The sequence below is a fragment of the Streptomyces sp. MMG1121 genome (assembly GCF_001280015.1).
Lineage (GTDB): Bacteria > Actinomycetota > Actinomycetes > Streptomycetales > Streptomycetaceae > Streptomyces.
On sequence record NZ_LGDV01000096.1, the window covers coordinates 53,787 to 74,004 of the forward strand.

At 72.6% G+C, this 20,218-nt stretch carries 18 protein-coding genes; 12 read left to right on the top strand and 6 right to left on the bottom strand.

The features are described from left to right. The first annotated feature begins 153 nt into the window (after positions 1-153). The 4 genes from ADK64_RS10070 to ADK64_RS10085 all read left to right on the top strand — a co-directional run bounded on the left by ADK64_RS10070 (position 154) and on the right by ADK64_RS10085 (position 5,062). Positions 154-1,317 carry a sensor histidine kinase gene (locus ADK64_RS10070; protein WP_053657261.1) on the top strand — a complete coding sequence of 388 codons (1,164 nt, stop codon included), beginning with the start codon at positions 154-156 and terminating at the stop codon, positions 1,315-1,317. A gap of 33 nt (positions 1,318-1,350) precedes the next feature. Then, complete coding sequence (locus ADK64_RS10075; protein ID WP_053657263.1) at positions 1,351-2,019, top strand: response regulator; 669 nt, start codon at positions 1,351-1,353, stop codon at positions 2,017-2,019. Between the two features lie 346 nt (positions 2,020-2,365). Next, positions 2,366-3,676: a helix-turn-helix domain-containing protein gene (locus ADK64_RS10080; RefSeq protein ID WP_053657265.1), complete on the top strand. Its 1,311-nt coding sequence runs from the start codon at positions 2,366-2,368 to the stop codon at positions 3,674-3,676. A gap of 396 nt (positions 3,677-4,072) precedes the next feature. Then, the gene (locus ADK64_RS10085) at positions 4,073-5,062 is read left to right on the top strand and encodes a malate dehydrogenase (protein ID WP_053657267.1); all 990 of its coding nucleotides are present in this window, start codon (positions 4,073-4,075) and stop codon (positions 5,060-5,062) included. Between the two features lie 5 nt (positions 5,063-5,067). Here the strand turns inward: ADK64_RS10085 and ADK64_RS10090 are convergent, their stop codons facing one another. After that, positions 5,068-6,513 (bottom strand): MFS transporter, encoded by a 1,446-nt coding sequence (locus ADK64_RS10090; protein ID WP_053657269.1) that lies wholly within the window; start codon positions 6,511-6,513, stop codon positions 5,068-5,070. Between the two features lie 102 nt (positions 6,514-6,615). Here ADK64_RS10090 and ADK64_RS10095 point away from each other — a divergent pair, with 102 nt between their 5' ends. Next, on the top strand, positions 6,616-7,530 hold the full coding sequence (locus ADK64_RS10095) for a LysR family transcriptional regulator (RefSeq protein ID WP_053657271.1): 915 nt from the start codon (positions 6,616-6,618) through the stop codon (positions 7,528-7,530). Here ADK64_RS10095 and ADK64_RS10100 read toward each other — a convergent pair. After that, positions 7,519-8,436 (bottom strand): bifunctional helix-turn-helix transcriptional regulator/GNAT family N-acetyltransferase, encoded by a 918-nt coding sequence (locus tag ADK64_RS10100; protein WP_053657274.1) that lies wholly within the window; start codon positions 8,434-8,436, stop codon positions 7,519-7,521. The genes ADK64_RS10095 and ADK64_RS10100 overlap by 12 nt on opposite strands. A 210-nt stretch (positions 8,437-8,646) precedes the next feature. Here ADK64_RS10100 and ADK64_RS10105 point away from each other — a divergent pair, with 210 nt between their 5' ends. The 5 genes from ADK64_RS10105 to ADK64_RS10125 are packed head-to-tail and all read left to right on the top strand — an operon-like array spanning position 8,647 to position 15,751. Beyond that, complete coding sequence (locus ADK64_RS10105; RefSeq protein ID WP_053657275.1) at positions 8,647-10,167, top strand: aldehyde dehydrogenase family protein; 1,521 nt, start codon at positions 8,647-8,649, stop codon at positions 10,165-10,167. A gap of 35 nt (positions 10,168-10,202) precedes the next feature. After that, entirely contained in the window at positions 10,203-11,735 is a 1,533-nt protein-coding gene (locus ADK64_RS10110; RefSeq protein ID WP_053657277.1) for a GMC family oxidoreductase, read from the top strand. After that, a complete protein-coding gene (locus tag ADK64_RS10115; protein ID WP_053657279.1) occupies positions 11,735-12,865 on the top strand; it encodes a quaternary amine ABC transporter ATP-binding protein in 1,131 nt (376 codons plus the stop codon). The genes ADK64_RS10110 and ADK64_RS10115 overlap by 1 nt, the downstream gene beginning before the upstream one ends. Further along, complete coding sequence (locus ADK64_RS10120; protein WP_053657281.1) at positions 12,865-14,799, top strand: ABC transporter permease; 1,935 nt, start codon at positions 12,865-12,867, stop codon at positions 14,797-14,799. The genes ADK64_RS10115 and ADK64_RS10120 overlap by 1 nt, the downstream gene beginning before the upstream one ends. 1 nt (position 14,800) lies before the next feature. After that, positions 14,801-15,751: an ABC transporter substrate-binding protein gene (locus ADK64_RS10125; protein ID WP_053657283.1), complete on the top strand. Its 951-nt coding sequence runs from the start codon at positions 14,801-14,803 to the stop codon at positions 15,749-15,751. Between the two features lie 9 nt (positions 15,752-15,760). On the opposite strand, the gene ADK64_RS10130 is transcribed toward ADK64_RS10125, so the two are convergent. Genes ADK64_RS10130 through ADK64_RS10140 form a run of 3 tightly spaced genes read right to left on the bottom strand, consistent with a single transcriptional unit; the run spans position 15,761 to position 17,441 of the window. Beyond that, positions 15,761-16,480 (bottom strand): isocitrate lyase/PEP mutase family protein, encoded by a 720-nt coding sequence (locus ADK64_RS10130; RefSeq protein WP_053657285.1) that lies wholly within the window; start codon positions 16,478-16,480, stop codon positions 15,761-15,763. Between the two features lie 5 nt (positions 16,481-16,485). Continuing rightward, positions 16,486-16,926, bottom strand: coding sequence for a carboxymuconolactone decarboxylase family protein (locus tag ADK64_RS10135; RefSeq protein WP_234384520.1), 441 nt, complete (start codon positions 16,924-16,926; stop codon positions 16,486-16,488). Then, the gene (locus ADK64_RS10140) at positions 16,923-17,441 is read right to left on the bottom strand and encodes a carboxymuconolactone decarboxylase family protein (RefSeq protein WP_053657287.1); all 519 of its coding nucleotides are present in this window, start codon (positions 17,439-17,441) and stop codon (positions 16,923-16,925) included. The genes ADK64_RS10135 and ADK64_RS10140 overlap by 4 nt, the downstream gene beginning before the upstream one ends. Before the next feature lie 47 nt (positions 17,442-17,488). Here ADK64_RS10140 and ADK64_RS10145 point away from each other — a divergent pair, with 47 nt between their 5' ends. Next, positions 17,489-18,892 (top strand): PLP-dependent aminotransferase family protein, encoded by a 1,404-nt coding sequence (locus tag ADK64_RS10145; RefSeq protein WP_053657288.1) that lies wholly within the window; start codon positions 17,489-17,491, stop codon positions 18,890-18,892. A 6-nt stretch (positions 18,893-18,898) separates the two neighbouring features. Here the strand turns inward: ADK64_RS10145 and ADK64_RS10150 are convergent, their stop codons facing one another. Beyond that, on the bottom strand, positions 18,899-19,726 hold the full coding sequence (locus ADK64_RS10150) for a DMT family transporter (protein ID WP_053657290.1): 828 nt from the start codon (positions 19,724-19,726) through the stop codon (positions 18,899-18,901). A 137-nt stretch (positions 19,727-19,863) separates the two neighbouring features. On the opposite strand from ADK64_RS10150, the gene ADK64_RS10155 reads away from it, so the two are divergent. Then, on the top strand, positions 19,864-20,217 hold the full coding sequence (locus tag ADK64_RS10155; RefSeq protein WP_053657292.1) for a hypothetical protein: 354 nt from the start codon (positions 19,864-19,866) through the stop codon (positions 20,215-20,217). Position 20,218 lies beyond the last annotated feature (1 nt).

Genomic DNA, 20,218 nt, shown 5'->3' on the forward strand with positions numbered 1-20,218 from the left:
GCTACGGCCGTCCGCCCCGGCCCGCGTCCGCCGACGGGCCGAACTCGTCGGCCACCCGCGGACGTAGGCGCCGGGCTCCTGCAACTTCCGCGGTACCGCGTGCGGTTGACTCCCGGTCGCGGCCGCGGGCGTTAACCTGCGGCGGTGCGACCGATGCCCCCCCGCCCGCTCGTCGTGGACACCCTGATCGCGGTCGCCATGGCCGTGGTCGCCGTCCTGCTCGGGCAGGAGTCGCGGTCGTGGGGCTGGCCGGAGCTCGACGCCCGCGCCTACGTCCTGGTCGCCCTCGCCCATCTGCCGGTCGCCCTGCGCGGCCGGTGGCCCGTCGCCGTCTTCGCCGTCGTCGAAGCGGCCTCGATCGTCTATGTCACCCTCGGCTACTGGCCGGTGGTGTGTACCTTCGGCCTGATGCTCGCGCTGTACACCGTGGCCTCCGTACGGCGGGTGCGCACCGCCCTGGCCTGCGCGGCCACCATGACCGCGGTGTGGGCGTACGGCGGCGTGATCAGTCACACCCCCTCCATGGCCTCCGTGCTCGGCCAGGCGCTGCTGTACTGCTCGGTGCTGGTCTGGTTCGGGCACCTGGCCCGCCGCTCCGCCGAGCTGACCCGGCGGCTGAGCGCCGATCAGGCCGAGCGGGCCCGGCGCGCGGTCGCCGAGGAGCGGGGGCGGATCGCGCGCGAACTGCACGACGTGGTCGCCCACCACATGTCGGTGATCTCCGTCCAGGCGGGCCTCGGCCGTTTCGTCTTCGATACCGACCCCGGCACGGCCCGCGGCGCGCTCACCACCATCGCGGACACCAGCGGCGAGGCCCTGGAGGAGCTGCGCCGCATGCTCCACGTGCTGCGCGAGGAGGACCCCGGGACCCCCGCGCGGGCCCCCATGCCCACCCTGGAGCGGCTCGGCGAACTCCTCGACCGGGTCCGGGCCGGCGGACTGCCCGTGGACCTCGCCGTCGAGGGCACCGCACGCCCGCTACCGCCCGGCGTCGAACTGTGCGCCTACCGCGTCGTCCAGGAGGCCCTCACCAACGCCCTCAAACACGCGGGCCCGGCACGCGCACGCGTGGAACTCCGGTACGGCGCCCATGAGCTGAGCGTCCGCGTCACCGACGACGGGGAGGGGGTGAATCCGGCCAGAGTGCCGGCGGGCGGTGGACACGGCTTGATTGGCATGCGCGAGCGGGCCAAGCTCTACGGCGGGTCGATCACCGTCGGCCCGCGCTCCGAGGGCGGCTTCGAGGTCCGTCTGACCCTGCCCACGTCGGCCGCCGAGCGGGGCCGCGGGGACCTGCCGGAGGCGGAGCAGACCTAGGGCGGCGCACGGCGGGGGGGGGGACCGTACGGCATGACCAGAGTGCTCGTCGTCGACGACCAGTTCCTCATCCGCGCCGGACTCGTCGGCCTGCTGGCGGCCGCGCCCGGCTTCGAGGTGGTGGGCGAGGCGGGCGACGGCGCCCAGGCCGTACGGCTCGCCGCCGAGACCCGCCCCGACGTGATCCTCATGGACATCCGGATGCCCGGCCTGAACGGCATCGAGGCCACCGAGCGGATCCTCGCCGAGGCCGACGGCCGCCCTCCCCGGGTGCTGGTGCTGACCACGTTCGACCTCGACGAGTACGTGTACGGCGCGCTGCGCGCCGGGGCCGCCGGGTTCCTGCTGAAGGACTCCGGGCCCGAGCGGCTGCTCGCCGCGGTCGCCGCCGTCGACGGAGGTGACGCGCTCTTCGCACCCAGTGTCACCCGGCGCCTGGTGGAGGCCTTCGCCCGGCAGCAGGCCCCCGCCCCGGCCGACGCGGCCCCGCCCGACCTCGGCGTGCTCACCTCCCGCGAGACCGAGGTCCTCAAGCTCACCGCGCGCGGGCTGTCGAACGGGGAGATCGCCGACCGCCTCTACATCTCCGAGGCCACCGTCAAGACCCACCTCAACCGCACGATGACCAAGCTCGAACTGGGCAGCCGGGCCCAGGCGGTCGTCCTCGCGTACGAGACGGGACTGGTGACCCCGGGCGGGTGAGCCCGGCGGGCCGGTGACGGCGGCTCGTCCCCACCCCCGAGGAGGGACGAACCGCCGTCGGGATCCAGCCTTCCGCCCCTGAACTGCCTGTTCAACGCCTGTCCTTGCGCTGTGGCACGGAAGTGACCGTTCCGCTACGGTGTCCGCGCACTGCCACATGTACCGTTCCGGTGTCGATGTCTTGACAGTTCGGGATACGTTACGAAGACCCCGTGGCGCCGGGTGCATTCCCACGGCCGGCCATGCTCCCGTGCGCCCCCGCTCCGGGAACTGGGATCCTTAGGCAGCGCATCCCTGTGGGTAGCCAGGACCAAGAGCACTGACCGGGGGGAAGAGGGGGGAGACGATGCCTCGCTGGAAGGACCTGCCCGAGGATCTGGACCCGCAGATCACGGAGTTCACCAGCCAGATACGGCGGCTGGTGGACCGCAGCGGGCTGAGCGTGGCCGCACTGGCCGACCGCACGGGCTACAGCAGGACGTCCTGGGAGCGTTACCTGAGCGGCCGGCTCCTCGCGCCCAAGGGCGCGGTCGTCGCGCTCGCGGAGGTCACCGGCACCAACCCCGTCCATCTGACCACGATGTGGGAACTGGCCGAACGCGCCTGGAGCCGGGCGGAGATGCGTCACGACCGCACGATGGAGGCGATCCGCATCTCCCAGGCGCGCGCCGCGCTCGGGGACTTCGGCGCGGCGGAGGCGACCGGGGGCCCGCCGGGCCGGCGTGACGGCAGCACCAAGGCGACCCCGCCTCCCACCGGCATCTCCACGGGAATCGCCGGTCCCGCCGGAGTCTCCCCGACGATCCCGCCCCAGCCGACGGGCCAGGACGCCGACGTCCGGGACGGCGGGCGGCGTGGTCCGGGCGAGGGCGCGGGGCGTGGCCCGGCCGAGGGCGGGGTAGGCGGACCGGTCGACGGTGCGGGGCGTGGCCCGGCCGGTGGTGCCGGTGCCGCCTTCGGGGGTGACGCCGGCAACTCCTGGGGCCTGGCCGGGTATCAGGGGCCGTCGCAGGTGAACGCCCCGCCCGGCTCCGGTGCTCGGGAGGGTGCCGGTGCGGGGTCCGGCAGCGGGGCGGGAGGAGCCGGTGCGGCCGACGGGTCCGCCTCGGGTCCGGGTGCCCCGGACGCGTACGACGCGCAGGCGCCCCGGCCCGCCGGGGCAGGTGGCGGACGGCAGCGGCTGACCATGTTCCTCGCGGGGCTCGTCGGCATGCTCGTCGTCATCGCCGCCGTCTTCTTCTTCACCCAGCGCGACCACGGCCGGCAGCAGGGCGCGGCCACCCGCCCGTCGTCGGCCGCCACCCGCCACCCGAGCCCACCGCCCGGGGTCAAGTGCGCCGGCTCCGCCTGTGACGGCAAGGACGCCGAGGCCATGGGATGCAGCGGCGACCTGGTGACCACCGCCAAGACCGCCACCGTCGGCGCCACCACCCTGGAGGTCCGCTACAGCAAGGCCTGCGGCACCGCTTGGGGCCGGATCACCGGCGCCAGGCAGGGCGACAAGGTGCAGGTCCTTGCCGGCACGGCCCGCCAGACGGGTGAGATCACGGCCGCGGGAGACGCCATCGCCTACACCCCGATGGTCGCCGTGAAGGACGCGGCACAGGCCAAGGCCTGCGCGACCCTCGCCGCCGGACGGACGGGGTGCACGAAGTAGCGGACGCGGCACGGGAAAGGCGGCCGGCAAGACGTACGAAACGTGGCGGAGGCGTACGTAACAACGCCCGTGTGAAACCGGGCGGGTGAAATTCCGGAACGGCGTGCATGGCCCGCCGGATCCTGGGCACGCGAACGGTACCCCCACGGGAGTCCGGCAAGTCGGTAACTCCCCCACCGGCGGCCGCCTCCGTCCCCCTCTCCCGGACACCGGCGGCCGCCGTTTCCTTTCGCCGCATATCCGCCACCTGCCCGCCTTGTGGGGTGAGCCACACGGCCCCGGACATCTCGCATGCCGGATGCGCGATAGCCTGACGCTGGATTCTCTTGACGCCAAGAGATCGATCATCCACCGGGGCAGTGACGCCCCACCGCCAGCTGTCATACGGAGAACGCCATGACCCGCACTCCCGTGAACGTCACCGTCACCGGCGCGGCCGGCCAGATCGGTTACGCCCTGCTCTTCCGCATCGCCTCCGGCCAGCTGCTCGGCGCGGACGTGCCGGTCAAGCTGCGCCTCCTGGAGATCACCCCGGCGCTCAAGGCCGCCGAGGGCACCGCGATGGAACTGGACGACTGCGCCTTCCCGCTGCTCCAGGGCATCGACATCAGCGACGACCCGAACGTCGCCTTCGACGGCACCAACGTAGCCCTCCTGGTCGGCGCCCGCCCGCGTACCAAGGGCATGGAGCGCGGTGACCTGCTCTCCGCCAATGGCGGCATCTTCAAGCCGCAGGGCAAGGCCATCAACGACCACGCCGCGGACGACATCAAGGTCCTGGTCGTCGGCAACCCGGCCAACACCAACGCGCTCATCGCGCAGGCCGCCGCGCCGGACGTCCCGGCCGAGCGCTTCACCGCGATGACCCGTCTGGACCACAACCGTGCGCTGACCCAGCTGGCGAAGAAGACGGGCTCCACGGTCGCCGACATCAAGCGCCTGACCATCTGGGGCAACCACTCCGCCACCCAGTACCCGGACATCTTCCACGCCACGGTCGCCGGCAAGAACGCCGCCGAGGTCGTGGGCGACGAGAAGTGGCTGGCCGACGAGTTCATCCCGACCGTCGCCAAGCGCGGTGCCGCGATCATCGAGGCCCGTGGCGCGTCCTCCGCCGCGTCCGCCGCCAACGCCGCCATCGACCACGTGCACACGTGGGTCAACGGCACCGCCGAGGGCGACTGGACCTCCATGGGTATCCCGTCGGACGGTTCCTACGGCGTCCCGGAGGGCCTGATCTCCTCGTTCCCGGTCACCACGAAGGACGGCCGGTACGAGATCGTCCAGGGCCTGGACATCAACGAGTTCTCCCGCGCCCGCATCGACGCCTCCGTCAAGGAGCTGGAGGAGGAGCGCGAGGCGGTTCGCGCGCTCGGCCTCATCTGAGACGCTCAAGACGGTCCAAGTACCTCCGTGGGCCCCGCTTCGGTTTCTTTCCGGAGCGGGGCCCACGTCATGATCGGCTGCCCGCCGTAGGGCGTGGAGCGTTGCCGACCGCGGGGGCGCAGCCCCGTCACCACCAGTGCCGTCGCCGCCAGCACCAGCACGGCGACTGTGCGCAGCGCCGGCCCCATGCCCTGTGCGAGGTCGGTGTGGCCGGACAGGATCGTGCCGGTGACCGCGACGCCGAGGGCCGCGCCGGTCTCGCGGGCCGTGGTGCCGAGGCCGGAGCCGAGGCCCGCCTGGTGGGCCGGGAGCGAGGTGACCACGCCGAAGGTCAGGGCGGGCATGGACAGTCCGGCGCCGGCCGAGATGACCAGCAGCCAGCAGACGAACTCCGCGTACGGCGTCGACGCGTCGGCCGTGGACGCGCCGAGCAGACCGAGCCCGATGAGGGCGAGTCCGGCGCCGATGACCGCGCGGGGGTGGCCGGCCCAGCGGGTGGCCAGCCGCTGCGCGCCCGCCATGCCGATCACCAGCGGCATGATGGCCACTCCGGTGACGGCGGCGCCGTAGCCCTTCACGCCTTGGAGATACTGGGAGTTGACGAAGAACAGGGCGAACAGGCCGAAGAACGCGGTCGCGGTGCCGAGGGAGGCCGCCCGCAGCCGGGGCGAGCCGAAGACCCTCGGGTCGAAGAGCGGGGCCGCCGAGCGCAGGGCGTGCAGGGTGAAGGCGGCCAGCAGCAGCGCGCCCGCCGCGAAGGCGCCGAGGATCCGCGCGGAGGTCCAGCCGTAGGTCTGGCCCTCGATGATGCCGAACAGGACGGCGACCAGGCCCGCGGTGAGCAGCAGGGTGCCGAGCGGGTCGGGGTTGCTGCGGGCGGAGCGTACGGTGCGCGGGGTGGTGACGGCGACGGCCACGGCGAGTACGGCGGTGAGCGGGACCATCACCACGAACAGGGCCCGCCAGCTGAGGAACTGCCCGGCCAGCCCGCCGCCCAGGTTGCCCGCCGCGCCGCCGACACCTATGGCAAGGGTCCAGGCGCCCATCGAGCGGACCCGGTGCTCGGGCGCGGACAGCTGCATCAGGATCGACAGGGTGGACGGTGTGATCAGCGCGGCTCCGGCACCGGACAGGCCCCGGCCCGCGATCAGTTCGGCCGGGCCGGTGGCGAGCGCGCTGGTGGCGGCGCCCGCCGCGAACAGGGCGAGCCCGGCGAGCAGGGCGCCCTTGCGGCCGTACCGGTCGCCGAGCGCGCCGGCCGGGACGAGCAGGCCCGCGAAGACGATGACATAGGCGTCGATCGTCCACAGGACCTGGGTGTGCGAGGGGTGCAGTGCGGACGAACTCAGCTGCGGGATAAGGAGGTTGACGGCGGCGACCATGCTCTGGGCGACCAGGACGCAGGCGCACAGCGCGAGCAGGGTGGGGCGTTTCAGGGCGTGCGCGGGCACGGCTCCTCCCGGGAGCTTCGGTGGATGGTGTGGGATGCGCTCTCACCGTAGGCTCGCCACTGACCTGCTTTCCAGTGCAACCTTTGCAAGGGACACCTGCACATGACGCAATCCTCCGGGCTGGACCTGAATCTGCTGGCCGCGCTGGACGTGCTGCTGGAGGAGCAGAGCGTGCAGGGCGCCGCCCGGCGGCTGCATCTGTCCGAGCCCGCCATGAGCCGTACCCTCGGCCGGATCCGCAAGGCGCTCGGCGATCCCGTCCTGGTGCGCGCCGGACGGCAGATGGTGCCCACCCCGCACGCGCTGGCGGTGCGCGCCGAGGTGAGCGCGGTGGTGGAGCGGGCCCGGGCCCTGTTCACGCCGGGCCGGGACACCGATCTGCGCACGGCGTCCCGGACGTTCACGATCCTCGGCCACGACGCGATCGCCGCCACTCAGGGCGCGACCCTGTTCGCCCGGGCCGCCCGCGAGGCCCCCGGCATCCGGCTGCGCTTCCTGTCCGAGAGTCATGTCGACGCCCCGTTCCTGCGCCAGGGCACCGCCGATCTGGAGATCGGGGTGATCGACACCACCTCGCCCGAGGTGCGGGTGGAGACGGTGTACGAGGACCGCATGCTGGGGGTCGTACGGGCCGGACACCCGCTGCTCACCGGGGAGTTGACGCCCGAGCGGTTCGCCGGCGAGGCGGGGCATCTGATCGTCTCCCGGCGCGGCAGGCAGCGCGGCCCGATCGACGACGCCCTGGCCGAACTCGGTTTCGCCCGGCGGGTGGTGGGCAGCGTGGGCACCTATCCGGCCTCGCTGTTCGTGCTGCGCGAGACCGACCTGATCGGGCTGATCACCTCCTACGGCCGCTCGATGGCCGAGCCGCTCGGCCTCGTCGCCTTCGAGATCCCCCTCGGGCTCCCGTCGGTCAGGGTGGGGTTCGCCTGGCACCCCCGCCATGACGCCGACCCCGCGCACGCCTGGCTGCGCGGGTGCGTACGGGACCTGATGACTGAGGGGTCAGCCGGCTAGCCGCTTCTCGAACCAGTGGGCCGCGTAGACGTTGTCGTCGTAGCGCGGGATCTCGTCGTACCCGCAGGCCCGGTACATCGCCTGTGCCTCGGTGAGCACGGCGTGCGTGTCCAGGCGCACGGCGGTCAGGCCGCGCGCCCGCGCCTGCCGCTCCAGCCCGTCGAGCAGCCGTCGGGCGAGCCCCAGCCGCCGGGCCGCGGAGTGCACCCACACGTGCCGGATCTCGCCGACCCCCGGTGCCAGGCGTCTGAGGGCCCCGCAGCCGACCGGGCGCCGCTCCTCGTACGCCACCAGGAAGGCGCCGGCGTCCCCGGTCACCTCCTCGGGGCGGACGAGGGCCGCCTTGTCGAAGCCCTCGGGGAAGCGGGCGCCGATGTCCGCCGCGTACGCGTCCAGACAGGCCCGGGCGTCCGCCGCGGCACCGTCGACGACCTCGACGGTGATCCCCGCCAGCCGCAGCAGTCGCTGTGCGGTCGCCATGGCGTCGGTCAGCTCGGTCCGCTGGGCGGGGGTGAGCCCGTGCAGCAGACCGGCGACGAGGGCGTCGGAGCGGCGGTGCTGTTCGGCGACCTCCGCGCGCCCGGCCGGGGTCAGCTCGACGATCCGCAGCCGGTTGTCGTGCGCGGGCACCTCGACCCGGACCATGCCCTGGGCCTGGAGCGTCTTGGTCATCCGGGTCAGATAGCCGGCGTCCAGCCCGAGCCGCGTGCGCAGCTCCCGCAGGGATGCGCCGTCGCCGATCTCGAACAGCAGCCGCGCCTCGCCGAGCGGCCGGTCCTGCCCGAGGTAGTGCTCGTCCAGGGCGCCGATCCGACGGGTGAGGTAGCGGTTGAAGCGACGGAAGGCGGCCACGTCCTCGGCCGGGACCGCCCGCTCCGTTCCTTGACTTGAGTCAAAGGTCTGCATTCTTTGACTGTAGTCAGAGACCTCGGACGCGTCCACCCTGTCCCGCGCCCCACCTTTGTCCCTTTTCGACCACATTTTCAGTGACGCGGCGCACTTTCGGCCATCGATTACGCATGCGATCCACGGCTCCGGGGCAGGCGGTCGCGGTCCCCGAGAGTGGCACGTGCGTGACACAGGGGCGCGGATCAGGAACGGAAGGCAACACCGATCATGGCGGACAGAACCGAACGACAGGCCCGGGCGACCATCCACGCGGGGGGCGCGTGGCTGGAAGCGGTCTCCGGTGCGACGCGCGAGATCCTGGACCCCGCGGACGCCCGGCCGTTCGCCGTGGTCGCCGAGGGTGACGAGAAGGACGCCGAGCGCGCCGTCGCCGCGGCCCGGCAGGCCTTCGACCAGGGCCCCTGGCCCGGCACCCCGGTCGCCGAGCGCGCCGCCCTGCTGCGCCGCGTGGCCGATCTGCTGGTGCGCGACCGCGAGGAGCTCGGCCTGCTCGAGAGCCGGGACGCGGGCAAGACCCTGGAGGAGGGCCGTGTCGACATCGACTGTGTCGCCGACGCCTTCCGCTACTTCGCCGACCTGGTCGCCGCCGAGGCGCCCGGCCGGGTCGTGGACGCGGGCTCGTCCGACATCCACAGCGTCGTCGTGCACGAGCCCGTGGGAGTCTGCGCGCTCATCACGCCCTGGAACTATCCGCTGCTCCAGGCCAGCTGGAAGATCGCCCCGGCACTCGCGGCCGGCAACACCTTCGTGATCAAGCCCAGCGAGATCACGCCGATGACGACCGTCGCGCTGATCGGTCTGCTGGCGGAGGCGGGGCTGCCCGAGGGCGTCGCGAACCTGGTCACCGGTCCCGGCCACACCGTCGGCGCCCGGCTCGCCGAGCACCCCGACGTCGACCTGGTCTCCTTCACCGGCGGCCTGGCCAGCGGCGTCAAGGTCGCCCAGGCCGCCGCACCCTCCGTCAAGAAGGTCGCGCTCGAACTCGGCGGCAAGAACCCCAACGTCGTCTTCGCCGACGCCTGCGCCACCGAGGACGGCTTCGACACCGCCGTCGACCAGGCGCTCAACGCGGCCTTCATCCACAGCGGCCAGGTCTGTTCGGCCGGCGCCCGCCTGATCATCGAGGAGTCCGTCAGGGACCGCTTCGTCGCCGAACTCGCCCGCCGGGCCCGGAAGATCAGGCTCGGACGCGGCACCGCCGAGGGCGTCGAGTGCGGCCCGCTCGTCAGCGAGCAGCAGCGTACGAAGGTCGAGTCGTACGTCGCCTCCGCGCTGGCGGAGGGCGCGGTGCTGCGCTGCGGCGGCAAGCGGCCCGAGCCGAGCGAGGCCCGCCCGGAACCCGGCTACTTCTACGAGCCGACCGTCCTCGACGCCTGCCACCGCGAGATGAAGGTGGTCCGCGAGGAGGTCTTCGGCCCGGTCCTCACCGTGGAGACCTTCCGCACCGAGGAGGAGGCCGTCACCCTCGCCAACGACACCGAGTACGGCCTCGCCGGCGCCGTGTGGACCGCCGATTCAGGCCGGGCCCGGCGCGTCGCCGGCCGGCTGCGCCACGGCACCGTCTGGATCAACGACTTCCACCCCTATCTGCCGCAGGCGGAGTGGGGCGGCTTCGGCCGGAGCGGCACCGGCCGCGAGCTGGGGCCCGCCGGACTCGCCGAGTACCGCGAGACCAAGCACGTCTACCAGAACCTCGCGCCCGCGCCCGTGCGCTGGTTCGCCGGCTGAGTCCCCTTCCTCGACCCCTCTGGAGTAGCACCCCCATGTCCGAGACCACCCCCCACGTATACGACTACGTCGTCATCGGCGGCGGCACCGCGGGCTCCGTCATCGCCTCCCGCCTCACCGAGAACCCCGACGTCACCGTCGCCGTCATCGAAGGCGGCCCCAGCGACGTCGGCCGGGACGACGTCCTCACCCTGCGCCGCTGGATGGGCCTGCTCGGCGGCGAACTCGACTACGACTACCCCACGGTGGAACAGCCCCGCGGCAACTCCCACATCCGGCACAGCCGCGCCCGCGTCCTCGGCGGCTGCTCCTCCCACAACACCCTCATCGCCTTCAAGCCGCTGCCGTCCGACTGGGACGAGTGGGAGCAGGCGGGCGCCAAGGGCTGGGGCGCGGTGCCGATGGAGGCGTACTTCGCCCGTCTGAAGAACAACATCGTCCCGGTGGACGAGAAGGACCGCAACGCCATCGCCCGCGACTTCGTCGACGCGGCCCAGCAGGCGCTGGAGGTCCCCCGCGTCGAGGGCTTCAACAAGAAGCCGTTCACGGAGGGCGTCGGTTTCTTCGACCTCGCCTACCACCCCGAGGACAACAAGCGCTCGTCGGCGTCGGTGGCGTATCTGCACCCGGTCATGGACGAGCGCCCCAACCTCCGCGTCTTCCTGGAGACCTGGGCGCACAAGCTGGAGCTGAACGGCACCCGCGCCGAAGGCGTCCGCGTGCGCACCAAGGGCGGCGAGGAGCTGCTGGTACGGGCCCGCAACGAGGTCGTGCTGTGTGCGGGCGCCGTCGACTCCCCGCGCCTGCTGCTGCACTCCGGCATCGGCCCGAAGGGGGACCTCGAAGCCCTCGGCATCCCCGTCGTCCACGATCTGCCGGGCGTCGGCGAGAACCTGCTCGACCACCCCGAGTCGGTGATCGTCTGGGAGACCCACGGGCCGATCCCGGAGAACTCCGCGATGGACTCCGACGCGGGCCTGTTCGTCCGCCGGGACCCCGAGCACCCGGGCCCGGACCTGATGTTCCACTTCTACCAGATCCCGTTCACGGACAACCCGGAGCGCCTCGGCTACCAGCGACCCGAGTTCGGCGTGTCGATGACCCCCAACATCCCCAAGCCGAAGTCCCGCGGCCGCCTCTACCTCACCAGCGCCGACCCGGCCGAGAAGCCCGCCCTGGACTTCCGCTACTTCACCGACGAGGACGACTACGACGGCCGTACGCTCGTCGACGGCATCCGCATCGCCCGCGAGATCGCCAAGTCCGAGCCGCTCGCGGGCTGGCTCAAGCGCGAGGTGTGCCCCGGCCCGGAGATCCTCGGCGACGCCGAGCTGAGCGAGTACGCCCGCAAGGTCGCGCACACCGTCTACCACCCCGCCGGCACCTGCAAGATGGGCGCCGCCGATGACGAACTCGCCGTGGTGGACCCTGAGTTGAGGATCCGTGGTCTGGACGGCATCCGCATCGCGGACGCCTCCGTCTTCCCGACCATGCCCGCCGTGAACCCGATGATCGGGGTGCTCATGGTCGGGGAGAAGGCCGTCGAACTGATCGGTGGTGATGCGTGATGGGTAGTACGCCTGTTTTCACTGTCAACGGCCTGTGGAAGGTCTTCGGCCCGAAGCCGGAGCGGATCCCCGCCGACCCGGAGCTGAGCGGGCTGGACCCCGCCGAGCTGCGTGCCCGCACCGGCTGTACGGCCGCCGTCCGGGACGTCTCCTTCGACGTCCGCAAGGGCGAGGTCTTCGTGGTCATGGGCCTCTCGGGCTCCGGCAAGTCGACCCTGGTCCGCTGTCTGACCCGGCTGATCGAACCGACGGCCGGCACGATCGCCATCGACGGCGAGGACGTCCGCGCCATGGACAAGGCCCGGCTGCGCGAACTGCGCCGCCACCGCGCCGCCATGGTCTTCCAGCACTTCGGTCTGCTCCCGCACCGCACGGTCCTCGACAACGTCGCCTACGGCCTGGAGATCCAGGGCCTCGGCAAGGCCGAGCGCCGGGAACGTGCCGCCGAGGTCGTCAAGAAGGTCGGCCTCGAGGGCATGGAGAAGCGCCGCCCCAGCCAGCTCTCCGGCGGCCAGCGTCAACGGGTGGGTCTGGCACGCGCGCTGGCGGTGGACCCCGAGGTCCTCCTGTTCGACGAACCGTTCAGCGCGCTCGACCCGCTCATCCGCCGCGACATGCAGGACGAGGTGGCCCGTCTGCACCGCGAGGAGGGCCGCACGATGGTCTTCATCACCCACGACCTCGCCGAGGCCCTCAAGCTCGGCGACCGCATCGCCCTGATGCGCGACGGCCGGGTCGTCCAGCTGGGCACCCCGGAGGAGATCGTCGGCTCCCCGGCCGACGACTACGTCCGCGAGTTCGTCCGGGACGTTCCGCGCGAACACGTCATGACGGTCCGCACGGCCATGAAGCCGGGCGACTGCGGCGGCTCGGAGCACCCGGGTGCGCTGGCGCCGGACGCGGTGGTCGCGGACGCCATCAGGACGGTGGCCGAGACCGGCACACCGGCGTGCGTGGTGGACGACGGCAAGTGCGTCGGGACCGTGGACCACGAACTGCTGCTGGACGTGGTGGCCGGCGTCGACGTACGCGTGGCCGGCGGGACGGCCCCCGCCGCACGGACCGGGGCACCCCGCGAGCGCGGACAGGCGAAGACCCCCGGCCCCCGCACCAGTCCGGAGGCCGTCTGATGGCAACGCTCACCGTCCCGACCTCCCGCACCGGCACACCCCGCGTCCTCAAGAGCCGAGCCGCGGGAAAGCTCCTCCTGCTCGCGCTCCTCAGCGCCGTCCTCCTGCCCTTCCTCACCCGCTGGGGCAGCGGCGCCTGGCCGCACGACCTGACCGTCGACCTCTCCAAGCCACTGTCCACGGCGAGCAACTGGGTCATCGACAACCGGGACAGCCACCCCCTGTTCCTGTACTTCTTCGGCTACATCAGCAACGCCGTCGTCCTCTCCGTGCGCGCCGTCTACCTCGTCCTGCTCGCCGCGGGCTGGCCCGGTGTCACGGTCTTCGCGGCCCTGGCCGCCTGGCGGGTCGCCGGGCTCCGCCTGGCCGCCGGCACGGCCGTCGCCTTCCTGGCCTGCGGCACCCTGGGCATGTGGGTCCCGACCATGCAGACCCTCGCCCTGATGGTCGTGGCGGTCCTCGCCTCGGTGGCCGTAGGCGTCGTCCTCGGCCTCGCCGCCGGCCTCTCCGACCGCCTGGACCGCGCCCTGCGCCCGGTCCTGGACACCATGCAGGTGCTCCCCGCGTTCGCCTACCTCCTCCCCGTCGTCCTGGTCTTCGGCATCGGCGTCCCCGCGGCCGTCCTCGCCACCGTCGTCTACGCCGCCCCGCCGATGGCCCGCCTCACCGCGCTCGGCCTGCGCGGCGCCGACCCCGAGGTCCTGGAGGCCGTGGAGTCACTCGGCGCCACCCGCCGCCAACGGCTGCTGACCGCCCGTATCCCACTGGCCCGGGGGGAACTCCTCCTCGGCCTCAACCAGACGATCATGATGGCGCTGTCCATGGCCGTCATCGCCTCGGTCATCGGCGCCGGCGGCCTCGGCGACCGCGTCTACCAGGCGCTCGCCTCGGTCGACGTCGGCGCGGCCCTCGCGGCCGGCATCCCGATCGTGCTGCTGGCGGTCGTCCTGGACCGGGTGACCGCGGCCGCCGGAGACGGCACCACGCGCCCCCGTACCATCGGCTGGCCCTACGCCCTCGCCGCCACGGTGGCGGTCGCCCTGGCCACCCGCCTCGTGCACGGCCTCGACTGGCCCGCCGGCTGGAACCTGGACATCGCCGAACCGGTCAACCGTGCCGTCGACTGGATGACCGCCCACCTCTACTCCGGCGTCCCCGTCGTCGGCGGTACGGCCGACTGGGCGGGCCACTTCACCACCTGGATCCTCGACCCCGTCCGCGACGGCCTGCAGTGGCTGCCCTGGTGGTCCGTGCTGCTCGTCGTCGCCGCCCTGGCCTGGCTGATCGGCACCTGGGCCACCGCCCTGACCGCCGTCCTCGCGATGGCCGCGATCGGCGTGCTCGGCGTCTGGGACCCGGCCCTCGACACCCTCTCCCAGGTGCTGGCCGCCGTCGCCGTCACCCTGGTCCTGGGCTTCGCGACCGGCGTCGCCGCCGCCCGCAGCGACCGCGTCGAGCGCGCCCTGCGCCCCGTCCTGGACGTCTTCCAGACGATGCCGCAGTTCGTGTACCTGATCCCTGTCGTCGCACTGTTCGGCGTCGGCCGCGCGCCCGCCGTCGCCGCGGCCGTCGTCTACGCCCTCCCGGCCGTCGTCCGGATCACCGCGCAGGGCCTGCGCCAGGTCGACCCGGCCGCGCTGGAGTCGGCGCGCTCGCTGGGCGCGACCGGCCGGCAGCAGCTGTGGCAGGTCCAGCTCCCGCTCGCCCGGCGCTCGTTGCTGCTCGCTCTCAACCAGGGTGTGGTCCTGGTGCTGGCCGTCGTCATCATCGGCGGCCTGGTCGGCGGCGGCGCCCTCGGCTACAACGTCGCCTACGGCCTCGCCCAGGGCGACCTCGCGACCGGTCTGGTGGCCGGTGCCGCCATCGTCTGTCTGGGCCTGATGCTCGACCGGGTGACCCAGCCGACCGGACGTCGCGCGGAGAAGGGAGCCTGACATGCGCGTACGTACTTCACTCGCGGTGGGTTCGCTGCTGCTGACCGCCACCGGCTGCGGCGCCGCCGACATGACCAAACAGGCCAGCCCGTTCGCGAACGCCCGGGGCGCCAAGTCCGTGACCCTGTCCGTGCAGTCCTGGGTGGGCGCGCAGTCCAACGTCGCCGTCGCCCAGTACCTCCTGGAGCACAAGCTCGGCTATCGCGTCGACACCGTCCAGGTCGACGAGGTGCCCGCGTGGGACGCGCTCAGCCAGGGCCGCGTCGACGCGATCCTGGAGGACTGGGGCCACCCGGACCAGGAGAAGCGGTACGTCGAGGACAAGAAGACCATCGCCCCCGGCGGCGACCTCGGGGTGACCGGCCACATCGGCTGGTTCGTGCCGACCTACCTGGCCAAGCAGCACCCCGACATCACGAACTGGAAGAACCTCGACAAGTACGCCTCGCTCTTCCGCACCGCGGAGAGCGGCGGCAAGGGCCAGCTGATGGACGGCTCCCCGTCCTACGTCACCAACGACAAGGCCCTGGTGAAGAACCTGAAGCTGAACTACCAGGTCGTCTTCGCCGGTTCCGAGGCCGCCCAGATCACGCAGATGAAGCAGTTCGCCAAGGAGAAGAAGCCGTTCCTGACCTACTGGTACTCGCCCCAGTGGCTGTTCGAGAAGGTCCCCATGACGGAGGTGAAGCTGCCGCCGTACAAGGACGGCTGCGACGCGGACGCGGCGAAGGTCGCCTGCTCCTATCCGCACACCCCGCTGCAGAAGTACCTCAACGCCGACTTCGCGAAGTCCGGCGGCAAGGCGGCGGCCTTCCTGAAGAAGTTCAAGTGGACGACCGAGGACCAGAACGAGGTCTCCCTGATGATCGCCGACCAGAAGCTGTCGCCCCAGGACGCGGCCAGGAAGTGGGTGGACGGCCACCCCTCCGTATGGAAGCGGTGGCTGTCCTGAAGGGCCAGGTCAGACCAGGTCGTCGGCGATCTCCCGCAGTGCGGCCGTCGCCAGGCGCTGGAGCCCCGGCCCGAACGTGACGCGGGTGGCCCCTCGTTCGCCGAGTCCGGTGCACGAGGGGCCCTCGCCGGTCAGGCGGGCGTTGATGTTGATCGGGCCCTGGATCCCGGCCCGCAGCAGCGGCAGTACGTCCGCCGGGGCGAGGATCGGATAGACACAGTCCGCGCCCGCCGCCACGTACGACGCGGCCCGCTCGATGGCCCGTTCGGGATCCTTGTCGCCGTGCACGAAGACGTCCACGCGGGCGTTGAGGAAGACGCGGCCGGCGGCGGCGGCGCGGAACTCGGCGAGGAACTCCGCCTGCTCGTGCGGGTCCTTCATGGCGCCCCCGGCCGAGTCCTCCAGGTTGCAGCCGACGGCACCGGCCTCCAGCAGCCGCTCCACCAGCTCCTCGGGCGCGAGCCCGTACCCGCTCTCGATGTCCGCCGACACCGGCACGTCCACCGCCCGGGCGATCCGGGCGACCGCCGCGAACATCTCGTCGGCCGGGGTCGACCCGTCCTCGTACCCGAGCGACGCGGCCACTCCCGCGCTCGGCGTGGCCAGCGCCGGGAACCCGGCCTCGACGAACACCCGGGCACTGGCCGCGTCCCAGGGGCCGGGCAGGACCAGCGGATCACCCGGGGCACGCCCCAGGTGCAGCGCCCGGAAGGCGTCGACCTTGCTCATGGCTGTCACGGCTGGTAACCCCCTGGCGGGACCCGGCGGCTGACCATCAGGCGGTTCCAGCCGTTGATGACGGTGATCAGGCCGATCAGATGGGCGAGTTCGGCCTCGCCGAAGTGGATCGCGGCCCGCTCGTACACCTCGTCCGGCACGCCGTCCGTGAGCACGGTGACGGCCTCGGTCAGCGCGAGCGCGGCCCGCTCCCGCTCGCTGTAGAGGTCCTCGGTCTCCTCCCAGGCGTTGAGGAGCTGGACGCGGTCCTCCGACTCGCCGTGCTTCCGGGCCGCCTGGAGGTGCATGTCCAGGCAGAACGCGCAGTGGTTGAGCTGCGAGGCGCGGATCATGACCAGTTCGGCGAGGACCGGATCGCCGAGCCCCCGCTTGGCGGCCGCGCTGAGCGCGGACATCGACCGGCCGACCTCCTGGTCCAGCACCTGCGTACGGCTCACTTGTACTGCCCCGGCTGGTAGTGGCCCGGCACCATCCGGGTGGTCACGCCGATCCGGTTCCAGGCGTTGATCATCATGATCGCGGCGATCAGCTGGGCCAGCTCGGCCTCCTCGAAGTGCCGGGCGGCCTTCTCGTACACCTCGTCCGGCACGAAGCCGTCGGTCAGAACGGTCACCGCCTCGGTCAGAGCGATCGCCGCCAGCTCCTTCTCGGTGTAGAAGTGCCGCGACTCCTCCCACGCGCCGAGCTGCACGATCCGCTCCACGCTCTCTCCGGCCGCGAGCGCGTCCTTGGTGTGCATGTCGAGGCAGAACGCGCAATGGTTGATCTGCGAGGCGCGGATCTTCACCAGCTCGTACAGCGCGGGGTCCAGCCCCTTCCTGGCGGCGGCGTCCAGCCGGATCATCGCCTTGTAGACCTCGGGGGCGTGCTGGGCGAACTGCATGCGGGGGGTGTGCTCGGGGGCGTACGCGACGCTCCCAGTGGTCTTCTCTGCGCTCGTGTCACTGTTCATGTCCTCGACCCTACGAGCGAGGCAGCCCAGGAGTATGGTCCATTTCCATGGCGGAATCATGGGCCACTCTGGGCGTCGACCTGCACCTCGAACCGACCGCCTCCGGTGGCGTGCGCCGCGGCCTGACCGACGCCCTGCGCGACGCGGTCCGTACCGGCCGCCTGGCCCCCGGCACCCGGCTGCCCTCCTCCCGCACCCTCGCCGCCGACCTCGACATCGCCCGCAACACGGTCGCCGAGGCCTATGCCGACCTGGTGGCGGAAGGCTGGCTCACGGCCCGCCAGGGCTCGGGCACACGCGTGGCCGGACGACTGGCCGTCCCCCCGTCGGCTGAGACCCGGAGCAGGGCGCCGAGCCACCGGGAACCGGCCCGCCCGGCCCACAGCCTCCTGCCCGGCAGCCCCGACCTGGCCGCCTTCCCGCGCGCCGAGTGGCTCAAGGCCGCCCGCCGCGCCCTCGCCGACGCCCCGCACGACGCCCTCGGCTACGGCGACTCGCGCGGCCGCCCCGAACTGCGCACCGCCCTCGCCGGCTACCTCGCGCGCGTGCGCGGCGTCCGCACCGACCCGGACAGCATCCTGATCACCTCCGGCTTCGCCCACGCCCTGCGCGTCCTCGGCCCGGTCCTCGCGGCACGCGGAGCACGGACGGTGGCGGTGGAGTCGTACGGCCTCGACGCGTACTGGACGCTGCTCCAGCAGGCCGGCCTGGCCACCCCGGCCCTCCCGTACGACGAACTGGGCACGGACACGGGTGAGTTGGGCGACGAAGCCGGCGCCGTGCTGCTGACCCCCGCCCACCAGTTCCCCATGGGCACGCCCCTGCACCCCGACCGGCGGGCCGCCGTCGTCGACTGGGCGCGGCGCACCGGCGGACTGATCCTGGAGGACGACTACGACGGCGAGTTCCGCTACGACCGCCAGCCGGTCGGCGCCCTCCAGGGACTGGACCCCGACCGCGTGATCTACTTCGGCACCACCAGCAAGTCCCTGGCCCCCGGACTACGGCTGGCCTGGACGGTGCTGCCCCCGGCCCTGGCGGAGGAGGCGGCAGCGGCGAAGGGCGCGATGGACACGGTGGGCGTCCTCGAACAGCTCACCCTCGCCGAATTCATGACCTCCGGCGCGTACGACCGCCACGTCCGCTCCTCCCGCCTGCGCTACCGACGCCGCCGCGACGCCCTCGCCGCGGCGGTGGCCGCCCGCGCCCCCGAGGTGACGGTCACGGGAATCGCGGCGGGCCTGCACGCGGTGCTCCGCCTGCCACCGGGCCTGGAACAGTCGGTGATCCAGGCCGCGACCTGGCAGGGCCTGGCCCTCCACGGCCTCTCCTTCCACCGCCACCCCGAGGCCCTCGCCGAGCAGCTGGACGCACTGGTGGTGGGGTACGCGACACCGCCGGACAGCGCGTGGGCGGGAGCGTTGGAGGCGTTGTGCAGGGTGCTGCCGTGACCGGTGTCAGGGCGTTTCCGGCTCCACCGGCGCCTCCCCGAACCGCGCCAGCGCCAGTGCCCCCGCCACCGCCACCAGGAAGCCGAGGACGGCCAGCCAGGTCAGCCCCTCGCGGGTGCGGTCGCCGAGCCACACCACACCCACCGCCGCCGGACCGATCGTCTCCCCGATCACCATGCCGGCGGTCGCGGTGGTGACGGAGCCCCGCTGAAGAGCCGACGTCAGCAGCATGAACGCCGCGCCGCCGCCGATCACCAGCGCATAGGCCGCCGGGTTGGTGAGCACGTCCGCCGGGGCCAGGCTGTCGACCAGCCGGACCGACACCTCCACCACCCCGAACCCGAACCCGGCCCCGAGCCCGAGCACCAGCGCCCGCGCCGGCCCGGACAGCCGCCCGGCCGCGAGGGAGAGCAGCAGCATCCCGGCCGCCATGCCGAGCATCACGTACTTCAGCACGTCCGAGCCGGCCTCCTTGCCCTCCGGCCCGGACGCCAGCCCCAGCATCGCGAGCCCGGCGCACACCACGGCCACCGCACTCCACTCCGCACCGCTCAGCCGCACCCGCAGCAGGCGCGCCGCCACCACCGCGGTCACCGCCAGGCTCGCCGCCAGGGCCGCGCTGACCGCATAGATCGGAAGCGACCGCAGCGCCGCGATCTGGAACAGGAAGCCGAGCCCGTCCAGCGCCAGTCCGGCCAGATACCGCCACTGCCTGAGCGCGCGGAGCAGCAGCGCCGCCTCGCTGCCTCCGGCCGTACCGGCCGTTCGCGCGGCCACCGCCTGCAACACCGTCGCGGTGCCGAAGCACACCGCCGCGCCAAGGGCGCACACCATTCCAAACAACACAAAGGGACTCTAGAGGAGAGGTAAAGCCGCAGGCCGCCTGTACGACAGTTCTCACCGATCTCTAGGCTGAACCGAAGGTCCGCCGAGAACACGGGCCTCCGAGGAATCCACGGGGGAGCACCACGATGGAGAACACGCGCCGCCGGCTGCGCTCCGGCACGGTCGTCCTCGGCGGCATGGGCCTGCTCGCCGCGGCCCTGACCGCCTGCTCGTCCGAACCGGACAAGCGCTGCGTCGACCGCGGCAGTTACCAACTCGCCAAGGGCTACAAGGTCGTCTCCGACAAGAACTGCAAGACGGCGAGGGTGGCCAAGGTGTCCGTGAACGGCGCCTGGTACTACGGCGGCAGGAAGCAGGGCTCCTGGGTGGACGGCGGCTCCTTCACCAAGCCCCACAAGAGCTCCGGCGGCTCCTCCGGCGGCGGTGACGGAGTCCACCGCGGCGGCTTCGGCGGCGGCCACCACAGCTCCGGCGGCTGAC

Bases quoted from the DNA above. Each gene is read 5' to 3' on its own strand.
- ADK64_RS10070 (WP_053657261.1), top strand. From the start codon at position 154: ATGCCCCCCCGCCCGCTCGTCGTGGACACCCTGATCGCGGTCGCCATG.
- ADK64_RS10075 (WP_053657263.1), top strand. From the start codon at position 1,351: ATGACCAGAGTGCTCGTCGTCGACGACCAGTTCCTCATCCGCGCCGGA.
- ADK64_RS10080 (WP_053657265.1), top strand. From the start codon at position 2,366: ATGCCTCGCTGGAAGGACCTGCCCGAGGATCTGGACCCGCAGATCACG.
- ADK64_RS10085 (WP_053657267.1), top strand. From the start codon at position 4,073: ATGACCCGCACTCCCGTGAACGTCACCGTCACCGGCGCGGCCGGCCAG.
- ADK64_RS10095 (WP_053657271.1), top strand. From the start codon at position 6,616: ATGACGCAATCCTCCGGGCTGGACCTGAATCTGCTGGCCGCGCTGGAC.
- ADK64_RS10100 (WP_053657274.1), bottom strand. From the start codon at position 8,436: ATGCAGACCTTTGACTCAAGTCAAGGAACGGAGCGGGCGGTCCCGGCC.
- ADK64_RS10105 (WP_053657275.1), top strand. From the start codon at position 8,647: ATGGCGGACAGAACCGAACGACAGGCCCGGGCGACCATCCACGCGGGG.
- ADK64_RS10110 (WP_053657277.1), top strand. From the start codon at position 10,203: ATGTCCGAGACCACCCCCCACGTATACGACTACGTCGTCATCGGCGGC.
- ADK64_RS10115 (WP_053657279.1), top strand. From the start codon at position 11,735: ATGGGTAGTACGCCTGTTTTCACTGTCAACGGCCTGTGGAAGGTCTTC.
- ADK64_RS10120 (WP_053657281.1), top strand. From the start codon at position 12,865: ATGGCAACGCTCACCGTCCCGACCTCCCGCACCGGCACACCCCGCGTC.
- ADK64_RS10125 (WP_053657283.1), top strand. From the start codon at position 14,801: ATGCGCGTACGTACTTCACTCGCGGTGGGTTCGCTGCTGCTGACCGCC.
- ADK64_RS10130 (WP_053657285.1), bottom strand. From the start codon at position 16,480: ATGAGCAAGGTCGACGCCTTCCGGGCGCTGCACCTGGGGCGTGCCCCG.
- ADK64_RS10140 (WP_053657287.1), bottom strand. From the start codon at position 17,441: ATGAACAGTGACACGAGCGCAGAGAAGACCACTGGGAGCGTCGCGTAC.
- ADK64_RS10145 (WP_053657288.1), top strand. From the start codon at position 17,489: ATGGCGGAATCATGGGCCACTCTGGGCGTCGACCTGCACCTCGAACCG.
- ADK64_RS10150 (WP_053657290.1), bottom strand. From the start codon at position 19,726: ATGGTGTGCGCCCTTGGCGCGGCGGTGTGCTTCGGCACCGCGACGGTG.
- ADK64_RS10155 (WP_053657292.1), top strand. From the start codon at position 19,864: ATGGAGAACACGCGCCGCCGGCTGCGCTCCGGCACGGTCGTCCTCGGC.